This window comes from Longimicrobiaceae bacterium (genome assembly GCA_035936415.1).
Lineage (GTDB): Bacteria > Gemmatimonadota > Gemmatimonadetes > Longimicrobiales > Longimicrobiaceae > JAFAYN01.
In genome coordinates, this window is record DASYWD010000527.1 from 1 (window position 1) to 11,467 (window position 11,467).

The following is an 11,467-nucleotide window of genomic DNA, read 5'->3' on the forward strand; positions in this document are numbered from 1 at the left end:
GCGTACGGGCTGCGCCCCACCACGGAGGAGCGGCCGGAGCGCGCCCGCGTGGTCCTGGCCGGCGACGGCACCCGCCCCGCGCGGCCCCGGCGGCCCGGGCCCTCGGAGGTCAACGGGAGCACCTCGCTCCACCCCGGCACCGGCCAGGACGGCTTCCCGGAGGTGCACCCGGCCTCTCGCCTGGAGTCCGGCGCGCGGGGCGACCCCGGGGACGAGCTCCCCCCGGGCTCGCTGCTGAACATGGAGCTGAGCACGCTGGCCTTCAACCGCCGCGTGCTGGTCCTGGCCGAGGATCCCCGCACCCCCCTCTTCGAGCGCGTCCGCTTCGTCTCCATCTTCGGCGCCAACCTGGACGAGTTCTTCCGGGTGCGGGTGGCCGGGTTCAAGCAGCAGGCCGCGGCGGGGAGCCGCAAGCGCACCATGGACGGCGCCACCGCCGCCGAGCAGCTGGACGCCATGCGCGCCCGCGCCCGGGACCTGGCCCGCCGCGCGTACGACCTGCTCCGAGACGTCCTCCTCCCCGAGCTGGCGGAGCACGGGATCCAAGTCGTCCGCGCGGACGCGCTCGCCGCGGAGGACCGCAACTTCCTGCGTGGCTACTACCGCGACGAGGTCCACCCGCGCCTGGTGCCTCTCGCCGCCGGGCCGGGGCACCCCTTCCCGCACATCCGCAACCTCCGCCCGGCGCTCGCCGTGCTGGTGCGCGACCCCCAGGACCGGGAGAACCACTTCTCCGTCGTCCCGCTCCCGGGCGACCTGCCGCGCCTGGTGGCGCTCCCGGGCGGCGGCCGGTTCCTCCCGCTGGAGGAGGTGGTCCGCATCCACTTGCGCGAGCTGTACCCCGGCGCCGAGGTGCTGCACGCCTGCCTCTTCCGGGTCACCCGGAGCGCCGAGCTGCGCGTCCCCAGGGACGAGGCGGTGGAGGATCTGCTGCAGGCCGTAGAGGAGGAGCTGGCGAAGCGCCCCTTCCGCCCCGTGGTGCGGCTGGAGGTGGAGGAGGGGACGGCGCCCGACATCCGCCGCCGCCTGGTGCGCGAGCTGCGCGACGAGTCGCGCGACTCCCCGGTCACCCTGGAGGACGCCGATGTGCACGCGGTGGACGGGCTGATGGACCTGCGCGCGCTGCGGGAGATCTCCGGCCTCCCGCGCCCGGAGCTGGGCTATCCGCCCTTCCGGGGGAGCGACCCCCTCCGGGCGGCGGCCTCCGTGGCCGGGGCGCTCCGGGAGCGCGAGGTGCTGGTCCACTTCCCCTACCACAACTTCGAGGGGACGGTGGAGCGCTTCCTCCTGGAGGCGGCGGAGGACCCGGAGGTGCTCTCCATCCGGCTGGCGCTGTACCGCACCAACCGCTCCTCGCGCATCGTGGAGGCGCTGCGGCGGGCGAGCGAGAAGGGGAAGGAGGTGGTGGCGCTGGTGGAGCTCACCGCGCGCTTCGACGAGCAGCGCAACGTGGAGTGGGCGCACTACCTCCGCGCCTCCGGCATCCGCGTCGTCTACGGGGTTCCGGGGCAGAAGATCCATGCCAAGGTGGCGCTGGTGGTGCGGCGGGAGGACGGGGAGACGCGTCGCTACGTGTACATCGGCACCGGGAACCTGAACGCCTCGACCGCCGCCGCGTACACCGACCTGGGTCTCCTCACCGCCGATCCGGTGCTGGCCGCCGACGCGGCGCACCTCTTCTCGCTGCTCACGGGCGAGGAGGAGGACGCCGGCTTCCGGGAGCTCCTGGTGGCCCCGTTCAACATGCGCGAGCGCTTCCTGGAGCTGATCGCGCGCGAGGCGGAGCACGCGCGCTACGGGCGCGGCGGGCACATCCGCGTCAAGATCAACGGCCTGGCCGACCGCGAGGTGATCGCCGCGCTCTACCGCGCCTCGCGCGCCGGCGTGCGCATCGACCTGATCGTGCGGGGGATCTGCTCGCTCCGCCCCGGCGTCCCGGGCTACAGCGAGAACATCCGCGTGATCAGCATCCTGGGGCGCTTCCTGGAGCACGCCCGCATCTTCCGCTTCGCCAACGCGGGCCGGCCCGAGTACTTCATCGGCTCCGCGGACTGGCGGACCCGGAACCTCTCCACCCGGGTCGAGGTGGTCACGCCCATTTCGGACCCGGAGCACCGCGCCGCGCTGGACTCCATCCTGGAGGACCAGCTCGCGGACCCGGACGCCTGGGAGCTGGGCTCCGACGGCTCGTACTACCGCCGCCCGGAGACGCCGCCCCGCGCCGAAGCCCCCGATCCCTACGCGGGCGCCTGAGCCCGCGAACGCATACGACGACGATGGAAACCAGCCGCACCCCGCGCCGCGCCGCCTCGCTGCTCCTTCTCCTCGGCCTCGCGGCCTGCGCTTCGGGCGAGATGCCCGGCGCCACCGCGGCCGGCCTGGAGTGCCGGATCGTGGAGCGCGCCCTCCGCCTCCCGCCGGAGGTGGACGAGTCCAGCGGCCTGGCGGAGAGCCGCCGCACTCCCGGCGTTTTCTGGACGCACAACGACTCCGGGGGCGACCCGGTGCTCTTCGCGGTGGATGCGCGCGGCAGGCTGCTGGGCACCGTGACGGTGGCCGGCGCGGAGAACCGGGACTGGGAGGACGTCGCCACCGGCCCCTGCCCCGCGGGCACCTGCCTGTACGTGGCCGACACGGGCGACAACGAGGGGGACCGCCGCACCGTGCACGTGTACCGGATCCCGGAGCCCGCCCCGAACGCCGGGGCCACCGCCCCCGCCGAGCGCATCACCCTGCGCTACCCGCGGGTGGCCCACGACGCGGAGGCGATCTTCGTCCTCCCCGACGGGGCGCTCTACCTGGTCACCAAGGGGCGGAGGAGCCCGGTGGAGGTGTACCGCGCCCCCGCGCCGCTGCAGGCGGGCGGGGAGGTGGTGCTGCAGCGGGTGGGGCGCCTGAGCACGGAGGAGCCGGGACGGATCAACCAGGTCACGGGCGCCGCGGCCACCCCGGACGGAAAGCGGGTCGTGGTGCGCACCTACACCGGCCTCTACCTGTTCCGCACGGAGGAGCTGCTGCGCGGCGACGACCCGGCCGCGGAGCGCGTGGACCTGGCCGGGCTCGGCGAGCCGCAGGGCGAGGCCGTGGAGATCCGCGCCGACGGGACGGTGTTCCTGACCAGCGAGTCGCCCGGGAAGGGTGAGCCGGCGACCATGGCGCGCCTGGCCTGCGACCTACCGTGAGCGCCTGGACCGGTGCCGCCGCGGGCGAGAGCGGGGCGCCCGCGCGGGCGCCGACCCGCCGTCCGGGGCGAGGAACCGCAGGCGCGGCGTCGACGCACGTCCGAACACCTCCCGGACCGGCGCACCTCTCCGGAGCAGCTCCAGCCGCAGGATCGCCACCCCCAGCATCAGCACCCCGAAGACAACGGACTGGAGCTGCATCAGCCACGGCAGGGCACGCTGCCCGCCCGTCGCGGCGAACAGGCTCATCGCGGAGAGCTGCGGAACGCTGAGCGCCATGCTCGCCGTGTAGAGCATCAACGCCGCGAACAGGAACACGTCCAGCGTCCCCCGCGCGGCCGCGATCAGGAGCACCACGGAGAACGCGATCAGCTCCACGGTGAGCAGCACCGCGGCGTTCGCCGTATGTACGCGGCTGTCGTACGAGCCCTCCAGCAGGCCGAGCGCGCCCCCCGCCAGCATGGCCGCGACCATCGCGGCGACCATCCAGCTCCAGCCCCGGCGGCCCGGGAAGCGCCCGCTCCACGCGACACAGGCCATGGCCCCCGCGAACGCGGTCCCGAGCACCAAGCGGGAGTGGTTCATCGCCGGGGCCCAGCGAAGGTACGTCTCGTATGTCGGCGTACCCGCCCCGGAGAAGAACGCCGCGACCGCTCCCACGTTCTGCACGACCCAGGATGCCCCGAGCAGGGAGAAGCCGATCCCCGCCAGCAGCCACCCCGCCCGCCGGTCGGGCGTCAGCACGACACGGTATCGCGACACACCGAGCGATACGCCGCCGAACGCAGCAACGAGCAGCGCACCGATGCACTGGAGCGTCAGGGTGAGCATGTACGGACGGGTGAGTGCGGAGGAAGCAGTTCGTGAGAGCCCACAAAGCATGGAGGGCCGGCACCCTGGCCGGCCCTCCGATTCAGCGCTGAATCGCCTGGGTACCGGCGCTTAGCCGAGGAGCGAGGGCGCCGCCTGCGCCGACGGCTCCAGCAGCCCCGGCACGTTGACCCCCCGCCGGGTCAGCCGCAGCCGCCAGACCGCAAGGCCGGTCATGATGGCCAGTGTCACACAGGCGTAGAACTGCATCAGCGCGGGAGACGGAGCCCAGGCTCCAGGCATGTCCACCCAGGCGAGGGCCGAGGTCCAGATGACGTTCAGTGCCTGACGCACACCATTGAGCGCCAGTGCGACCCAGAGCAGGCGGTCGATGCTGTTCCAGGAGATCGCACCGAACAGCGCTGCCCACGTCACGATCATCTCGACCGTGTCGAGCACCGCCACGAGCGAGAAATGCCGCGCCTGGACAGGGCCGTCGCGCAAGCCGAGGATACTTCCGAGAGCGAGGAACAGGAAGAACCAGGCGACAGCGATAGCGGTCTGCCGCCTGGCGGAGAATCTCCCCCCCAGAGGGAGCAGCAGCAACGCGAAGCCAAGCCCGATCTTCAGAAAGCTGCGGCCGAGGTTCCCAACCGTGCTCCAGCGTAGGTACGCCTCGTAAACCGCCGATCCAGGTCCCTCGACGACTGCCCAGATGGCCCCGCTGCTCTGGAGCGTACTGCTGATTCCCTCCAGGAGGAAGGCCACCCCCGTAACGAGCCAGGCAACGGTGTGGAACGACCGGCCTCCTGTCTGCCGGGCAGCCAGCAGCGCCGCCACCGCGAACGCCACGGTGGCGAAAGCCATTGCGGACTGGAGACCCAGAACGACATACATGGGTGCGCTCGGCGTTCAGCGTGAGGTGCGCCGGCTTGGATCAGCCAGGATCTTCGCCGCAGTAGGGCGGACAGGTCATCACGCTGTTGTCGAACGTCATGATCTCGACCGGCTCCTCGGGCCGGGCGCTGCCCCACCCCGGCTCGTGGCCTTCGGCGTAGAACTCCACGATGATCCGGGCCACCTGGTACTTGGGGTCCTTGATCTCCAGCTCCAGGTCGCGGTTGTGCTGCCCGCCCTTGAGCCGGAACGTGTGCTTCTTGGGGTGCCCCTTGCCGTTCAGGTGGTGTCTCTCCTTCTGCTTGTAGAGCTCGGTCTCGGCTCCGTCTACGCTCCGGATCGCGCAGCGGCTGGAGAACGCCGGGTGGAGGGTGACCTCGTACCCGTCCTTCTTGACGTTTACGTGCTCAGGGACGTTGTCTTGCATGGACAGCTCCGGAGAAGAAGGGGGAGGCACTGCGGAGGAAACCATAGTGCTCGGTGCGCCCGGGGCGCGCAAGAGCGAGGACAGCTATCAGACGGAATTTACCCGCCAAGTTGTTCGCCATGAGCAGGTTCCGGCTCAGGACCGCGGGCCGTGGGCGGGCACGGTTCCGCCCCCCGCCGGCTCGAAAAGCCCCAGGATCCGCGCGCCCCGCCGCGCCAGCGCGAGCCGGTGCCAGGCGAGGGCGCACCCGGCGAGCATCACGGCCGCGGAGTACAGGTACCGCACCGGCTGTGGGGGAACCCACCCGCCCGGATAGAAGAACCCGGCGGTGGCCGTGTACCACACCACGTCCAGCGCCACCTGCACGGCATACAGGCACAGCGCCACCCACAGGTACCGGTCCAGGGTGTAGGCCAGGAGCCCCACGAACAGGGCGAAGAGGAGCCCGATCAGCTCCACCGCGCCCAGCACCGTGAGCGAGGTGAGGTGGTGCAGGCTGATCGCACCCTCCCGCCACCCCGCGTACGCCCCGGTACCGGCGAGCACCAGGCAGGCGGCGTTGAGCCGCAGCGCCAGGGCCGGGCCGGACGGCGCGCGGAGGAGGGGGAGCGCCGCCAGCGTCCAGCCGGTGGCGACCGCGATCAGCGTGCGCGTGTGGTTCATGGTGGGCCCCCACTCCAGGAAGAGCGCGTAGGGAGCCGATCCCTCGCCCGCCAGCAGCGCCCAGAACGCGGCGGTGCTCTGCGCCACCCCCGACACCCCCCGCCAGAGGAAGAAGATGGCCGCCACCGTCCACCCGGCACGGTGCAGCGCCGGCATGGCGCCGCGCGAGCGCGCCACCGCCAGCGCCAGCGCCCCGAAGGCCAGCACCAGGAGCTGCACCAGGAACTGGAGGACGGCGGTCGTCATGGGTGAGGAGCGCCCTTCAGCAGATGGGAGGGCAGAGGATCGCGCCGTTGTCCCCCCGGAACTCCTCGTCGGGCTCCGGGTCGTTGCCCGACTCGGCCGTGTGGCCCCTGGGGTAGAGCTTGACCACGATCTCGGCGATGGCGCGCTGCGGGTCGTCCACGTGCAGGGTGAAGTCCCGGTCGTTGGGGCCGCCCTGCAGCCGCAGCTCGTACCGGGTGAGCGGCTCGTCGGGCTGATCCCGGACGTCGTGCGACCCGACCTGCTCGTACAGCACGTCGTCCCTGCCGTCCACCCGCACGACCCCTCTTCGGAGGAAGCCGGGATAGAAGGTGAGGGCGTACCCGTCCTTCTCGACGACTCTGTGCTTGGGGGTCAATGGGTCCATACGATCTCCGGGGGGGAAGAAAAGGGGATGAACCGAGCGTACGCCACAAGCTGCAAAGTGCATGAGTGGGCGCCGAATGGCAAGTGTCATCTTTCCGGGCGGAGACGAACGCGCCCGCGCATTGCACTTGCATCGCGTGCCGGTATCTTGGTCCCGGCGCGCCCGCCGGTCCGCGCGGCGCGCACCCGGACATTCCCCGAACGCGGCAAGCCATGAACGCGCAGCACTCCTTCGTCTTTCGCGCCGCGGCCCCGCTCCTGGCCGCGCTCGCGGCCGCGTGCGCCCCGCCGCCCCCGGCCGCCCCCGCGCCGGAGCCGGTCAAGCGCGTCCGCATCGTGCACACCAACGACTTCCACGGGCGTCTCCACCCGCAGCGGCCGAGCTGGGCCGGCGGGCGGGAGGTGGGCGGCTCCGCGGTCCTGGCGGCGCACTTCGACAGCGCGGCGGCGCGCTTCGACGGCCCCACCTTCTTCCTCTCCGCCGGCGACGACCTGCAGGGGACGGCGATCTCCAACCTGAGCTGGGGGCGGGCGACGGTCGCCGCGCACAATGCGACCGGGTACCACGCCGCCGCGGTGGGGAACCACGAGTTCGACTGGGGGCTGGACACGCTCCGCGCCCGCATCGCGGAGAGCCGCTTCCCCTGGCTGGGGGCCAACGTGTACGTGGCGGGGACGCAGCGGCAGCCGGAATGGCTCCGCCCCTGGACCATGCTGGAGCGCGACGGGGTGCGGGTGGCGGTGATCGGCGCCGCGATTTCCTCGACACCCACGCTGGTGATGGCGGGGCGGACGGAGGGGCTGGAGTTCGGCCCGGAGGCGCCGGCCATCGACCGGAGCGCGCGGGAAGCGCGCGCCGCCGGCGCAGACTTCGTGGTGGTGAGCGTCCACACCGGCGCCCGCTGCGAAGGCCCCGGCCTCGCCGCGGAGCCCCGGGCGGAGTCCACCGGGTGCACGGGAGAGGTGCTTGAGATGGCGGAGCAGCTCACCGAGCCGGTGGACCTCGTCCTGGGCGGACACACCCACCACCGCGTGCTGACCACGGCGGCAGGGATCCCGGTGGCGGAGGCGTCGTCGTACAGCACGGCCTACAGCGTCACCGACCTGGAGCGCCGCGGCGACTCCGTGACCGCCACGTACCGCGCCGTGCACCCGGCGTACGCGGACCAGGTCTCGCCGGACACCATGGTGGCCCGCGTGGTGGCGGAGTGGGACGCCAACGTCCGTCCCATCAGCGAGCGCGTGGTGGTCCACTTCGCGGCGCCCATGGAGCGCCAGGGGCCCGAGTACGCGCTCGGCAACCTGATCGCCGACGCCTTCCGCGCCACCGCCGGTGCGCGCGTGGCGCTGATCAACACCGGATCCATCCGCCGCGCCATTCCGGCGGGGCCGGCCACCTACGGAGTGCTCTACGAGCTGCAGCCGTTCCAGAACGAGCTGGTGACGCTTACGGTCACGGGCGCGCAGCTCCGCGCCGCGCTGGAGCACGCGCTCGGGCGCGACGGCCGCCCCGACGCGCACCTGTCGGGGATGACCGTCGCCTACGACTCCACCGCGGCGCAGGGCTCCCGCGTCCGCGAGGTCCGCCTCGCCGACGGGCGGGCGCTGCGCGACACGGACACCGTGACCGTCGCCACCACCGAGTTCGTCGCCACCGGGGGAGACGGGTACACTACGCTGAAGGAGGGGCGGATGACCCGCACCGGCCGGGTGGACCTGGACGCGCTGATCGAGTACCTGCGGGCGCAGCCGCAGCCGGTCCGGCCGCCGCGCACGGGGAGGTGGGTGGCGAGGTAGGGAGTGCGAGGTGCGAAGTGCGGACCGGCGGTTTCGACCGGGATCTCACGTCGATTGCAACCATTCCGCGGCGGCGACTGTCTGTCCTGGTAGCCGCGGCGATCTCCCGCCGGCCGGACACCCGGACCCGACGACACTCCCCTCTCCCGGAGCGCACCCCGATGCAGAGCACCCGCAGCACACGTACCCGCCTCGCACTCGCCGCCGCGGCGGCGCTCGCCGCCCTCCTGGCCGCCCTTCCCGCCGCCGCACAGCGCAGCGACGCGGAGTGGCTGGAGAACTGCCGCGAGCAGCGCGACCAGCGGGCCCGGCACTGCGAGGTGCGCACCGAGACGCTGCGCCCCTCCGGGAGCATCACCGTGGACGGCGGGGAGAACGGCGGGGCAACCGTGCGCGGCTGGGACGGCGACCAGGTACGGGTCTCCGCCCGGATCCAGGCGCAGGCCGCCACCGAGGCGGAGGCCCGCGAGCTGGCCCGGCAGGTGACCGTCCGCACCGACGGGGGCACCATCCGCGCCGAGGGCCCCGCCCGGAGCCGCGGCGCCTCGTGGTCGGTGATGTACGACGTCCAGGTCCCGCGGCGGCACGACGTGGCCGTGACCACGCGGAACGGCCCGGTGGGGGTCGAGGACGTCACCGGGCGGATGACGCTCCGCGCCGAGAACGGCCCGGTCTCGCTGCGGCGGGTGGGCGGCGCGGTGAACGCGCGCGTCCGGAACGGACCGCTCAGCGTGGTGCTGGAGGGCGCCCGCTGGAACGGCGAGGGGCTGGACGCCGAGGCGGTCAACGGCCCCGTGACGCTCACCCTCCCGCGCGACTACTCCGCCCGGCTGGAGGTGGGCACCATCAACGGCCCCGTGAAGATGGACCTGCCGCTCGCCGGGGGCTACCGCTCCGGCCGGCACGTGCAGGCCACCCTGGGCTCCGGCGGCGCCCCGGTGCGGGTGGTCACCACCAACGGACCCTTCACCGTCCGCCGCGGCTCGCGCTGAGCCCGCGAGACGGCACCGGGCAGCCGCCAGCGGAAACGGAGGGGCACGGAGACCGGTCTCCGCGCCCCTCCGTGCCGTTGCGGCTCACCGAACCGTTTCGCCGCTCAGGCCACCCGGGTGGAGGGGGCGCGGGAGACGGCCCGCAGCCGGAGCGGCGCGGCGCCGGACGGCTGCTCCATGGCGGCCTGGAAGCGCGCCGCAGCCGTGCGGAAGGCGCCGCGGCGGCGGAGCGCCGTGGGACGCATCCCCAGGCGCCGCTGCAGCGCCCGGGCCAGGGCGTCGTCGCAGGAGTAGCCGCACGCCACGGCGACGTTCTCCACCGTCTGCCCCGGGTTGTCCAGGAGCTCCGCCGCGAGGAGGACCCGGAGCCACATGAGGAGCTCTCGGGGGACGGGGAGGTCGGCCTCCCGGCACCACCGCAGCAGGGTGTCCCGGTGGATGCGGAGGTCCCGGGCCAGGTCGGCCGCCTGCCGCCCGGCGATCACCACGTCCACCGCCGCGTCCACGATCATGCGGCCGCGCCCGGTGAGCGACCTTCGCAGCCCGGCGCGGAAGAAGGTGCGCAGCGGCCGGGTCTGCGCGCCCTGGATGGCGCGGAGGATCAGCAGGTCCGTGTTCTCCGCCTCCAGGTCGATCACCCCCGCGATCCCCCGCTCCCCCAGCGCGCGGACGTCCTCCATCCACCCCGGGCGCATGAACAGCGCGGCCACCATCGAGGAGGAGGGGAAGCGCTTCAGCAGGGAGTACAGCTCGGGGGCGGTCCGCCCGCGAGGCGGCTGCCCGTGGTAGGGGTCCACCACCGCCAGCCCGGAGGGCGCGGTCTCGCGGACGGCCCGCTCCAGCTCGTCCCAGCGCTCCACCCTGCGGAGCTCGAAGCGCCCCTGCGACACCCGGCGCACCCGCTCCCGGAGGGCCGGGTCGGAGTGCAGGAGGACGAGGGGCCGGAGTGAAGTGCGCATCGTTTTCGGCAAAAGGTCGGATTATGGCCCGACTTTCATTCCCGGGCACCGCCCAATGGGGGCTAATTTGTGTCTGCCATCCGGACGCACGTATCCGCCACCCCAGCCCGAGGAAGCCACGATGAGGTTCCGCGCCCTGCTCGCCGTGATCGCCGTCGCCCTGCTCGCCGCCTGCGGCGAGTCCCCCACCGCGCCCACGTCGCCGGCCGGGACCGGCGCGGCCTACGGCTCCGGCCTGATCGGCACCAACCTCTGAGCGGGCCCGCCCCGGTCAGGCCGGGGCGGCGTCCAGGGCGTCCAGCAGCGAGTGCGAGAGCGGGCTGCGGAGCTCGAGCGCGGCCTCCGCGGAGCCCGGGGCGCCGCCCCGGCGCGCGCCGACCTCCTCCAGCAGCGCTTCGGCCACGAACACGGACTTGTGGTCGTCCCGCCCGCGCGCGAGCAGCACCACTTCCCGGGCGAGCCGCTCCGCGAGGTCCAGGCGCCCCAGGAGCAGGGCGCCGTGCGCGGTCTCGCGGAGCGCGTCCAGCCGCCTCGGCAGGCCGGCCGGGGCGGCGGCAACGCTACGGTACGCCCGCTCGAAGAGCTCCGCCTCCCCCGTGCCGCCCGCGGCGCGCGCCACGTCGCCCCATCCCAGCACCTGCACCTCCGGCCCCAGCGTGGGGAGGATCCGCAGGAACACGGGAAGCGCGTCCGCGTAGCGCGCCTGGCTCATCCAGAAGCCGGCGACGTCGAAGGCGAGCACCCGCAGCATCGCGTGCCCCCGCCCGTACGCCTCGGCCGCGGCCTCGGCGTAGCGCTCGGCCGGCGCGGCGTTGCCGCAGTCCACCTCCACCACGAACAGCTCGTGCAGCACCATCGCCCGGAGGTAGCCCAGGCGGTGGCGCTCGGCGGCGCGCAGCGCCCGCAGGTGCGACTTCCGCGCGGCGGGGTACGCGCCGCGCGCCTGGGCCAGCTTCCCGAGCCCGGCGTGGGCGCGGACGTAGCTGTCCCAGTCGTGCGCCTGCCGCGCCAGCGCGACCGCCCGGTTGTACAGCGCCTCCGCGTCCTCGTGCTCCCCCGCGTCGCGGCACTCGCGCGCGGCGGCCAGCGCGTACGAGGGGCTCCCGGGGC

General features: G+C 73.6%; 12 protein-coding genes. 5 read left to right on the forward strand and 7 right to left on the reverse strand.

Going from position 1 to position 11,467, the window contains the following annotated elements; genetic code table 11:
* Window positions 1-2,253: polyphosphate kinase 1 (ppk1, locus tag VGR37_21355; GenBank protein ID HEV2149959.1), on the forward strand; the 2,253-nt coding region annotated here is incomplete at its 5' end.
* Between the two features lie 23 nt (window positions 2,254-2,276).
* Complete coding sequence (locus VGR37_21360; protein ID HEV2149960.1) at window positions 2,277-3,182, forward strand: hypothetical protein; 906 nt, start codon at window positions 2,277-2,279, stop codon at window positions 3,180-3,182.
* On the opposite strand, the gene VGR37_21365 is transcribed toward VGR37_21360, so the two are convergent.
* The 5 genes from VGR37_21365 to VGR37_21385 form a co-directional block, all read right to left on the reverse strand.
* Entirely contained in the window at window positions 3,174-3,926 is a 753-nt protein-coding gene (locus tag VGR37_21365) for a hypothetical protein (GenBank protein HEV2149961.1), read from the reverse strand. The genes VGR37_21360 and VGR37_21365 overlap by 9 nt on opposite strands.
* 198 nt (window positions 3,927-4,124) lie before the next feature.
* Window positions 4,125-4,889 (reverse strand): hypothetical protein, encoded by a 765-nt coding sequence (locus tag VGR37_21370; protein ID HEV2149962.1) that lies wholly within the window; start codon window positions 4,887-4,889, stop codon window positions 4,125-4,127.
* 40 nt (window positions 4,890-4,929) lie between these two features.
* Complete coding sequence (locus tag VGR37_21375; protein HEV2149963.1) at window positions 4,930-5,316, reverse strand: hypothetical protein; 387 nt, start codon at window positions 5,314-5,316, stop codon at window positions 4,930-4,932.
* 135 nt (window positions 5,317-5,451) lie between these two features.
* Entirely contained in the window at window positions 5,452-6,225 is a 774-nt protein-coding gene (locus VGR37_21380) for a hypothetical protein (GenBank protein HEV2149964.1), read from the reverse strand.
* Window positions 6,226-6,241: 16 nt separating this feature from the next.
* Window positions 6,242-6,610, reverse strand: coding sequence for a hypothetical protein (locus tag VGR37_21385; protein HEV2149965.1), 369 nt, complete (start codon window positions 6,608-6,610; stop codon window positions 6,242-6,244).
* 212 nt (window positions 6,611-6,822) lie between these two features.
* Between VGR37_21385 and VGR37_21390 the strand changes: the two genes are divergently transcribed.
* Together VGR37_21390 and VGR37_21395 are read left to right on the forward strand one after the other, a co-directional pair.
* Window positions 6,823-8,406: a bifunctional UDP-sugar hydrolase/5'-nucleotidase gene (locus tag VGR37_21390; protein HEV2149966.1), complete on the forward strand. Its 1,584-nt coding sequence runs from the start codon at window positions 6,823-6,825 to the stop codon at window positions 8,404-8,406.
* Window positions 8,407-8,567: 161 nt separating this feature from the next.
* Window positions 8,568-9,398 (forward strand): DUF4097 family beta strand repeat-containing protein, encoded by an 831-nt coding sequence (locus VGR37_21395; GenBank protein ID HEV2149967.1) that lies wholly within the window; start codon window positions 8,568-8,570, stop codon window positions 9,396-9,398.
* A 104-nt stretch (window positions 9,399-9,502) separates the two neighbouring features.
* On the opposite strand, the gene VGR37_21400 is transcribed toward VGR37_21395, so the two are convergent.
* On the reverse strand, window positions 9,503-10,357 hold the full coding sequence (locus VGR37_21400; protein HEV2149968.1) for a helix-turn-helix domain-containing protein: 855 nt from the start codon (window positions 10,355-10,357) through the stop codon (window positions 9,503-9,505).
* 121 nt (window positions 10,358-10,478) lie between these two features.
* Here VGR37_21400 and VGR37_21405 point away from each other — a divergent pair, with 121 nt between their 5' ends.
* Window positions 10,479-10,613 carry a hypothetical protein gene (locus VGR37_21405; GenBank protein ID HEV2149969.1) on the forward strand — a complete coding sequence of 45 codons (135 nt, stop codon included), beginning with the start codon at window positions 10,479-10,481 and terminating at the stop codon, window positions 10,611-10,613.
* 15 nt (window positions 10,614-10,628) lie between these two features.
* Here VGR37_21405 and VGR37_21410 read toward each other — a convergent pair.
* On the reverse strand, window positions 10,629-11,467 hold an 839-nt coding region (locus VGR37_21410; GenBank protein HEV2149970.1), incomplete at its 5' end, for a tetratricopeptide repeat protein.

Excerpts from the sequence above, each read along its gene's own strand:
- VGR37_21360 (HEV2149960.1), top strand. The coding sequence starts at position 2,277 with ATGGAAACCAGCCGCACCCCGCGCCGCGCCGCCTCGCTGCTCCTTCTC.
- VGR37_21370 (HEV2149962.1), bottom strand. The coding sequence starts at position 4,889 with ATGTATGTCGTTCTGGGTCTCCAGTCCGCAATGGCTTTCGCCACCGTG.
- VGR37_21375 (HEV2149963.1), bottom strand. The coding sequence starts at position 5,316 with ATGCAAGACAACGTCCCTGAGCACGTAAACGTCAAGAAGGACGGGTAC.
- VGR37_21380 (HEV2149964.1), bottom strand. The coding sequence starts at position 6,225 with ATGACGACCGCCGTCCTCCAGTTCCTGGTGCAGCTCCTGGTGCTGGCC.
- VGR37_21385 (HEV2149965.1), bottom strand. The coding sequence starts at position 6,610 with ATGGACCCATTGACCCCCAAGCACAGAGTCGTCGAGAAGGACGGGTAC.
- VGR37_21390 (HEV2149966.1), top strand. The coding sequence starts at position 6,823 with ATGAACGCGCAGCACTCCTTCGTCTTTCGCGCCGCGGCCCCGCTCCTG.
- VGR37_21395 (HEV2149967.1), top strand. The coding sequence starts at position 8,568 with ATGCAGAGCACCCGCAGCACACGTACCCGCCTCGCACTCGCCGCCGCG.
- VGR37_21400 (HEV2149968.1), bottom strand. The coding sequence starts at position 10,357 with ATGCGCACTTCACTCCGGCCCCTCGTCCTCCTGCACTCCGACCCGGCC.
- VGR37_21405 (HEV2149969.1), top strand. The coding sequence starts at position 10,479 with ATGAGGTTCCGCGCCCTGCTCGCCGTGATCGCCGTCGCCCTGCTCGCC.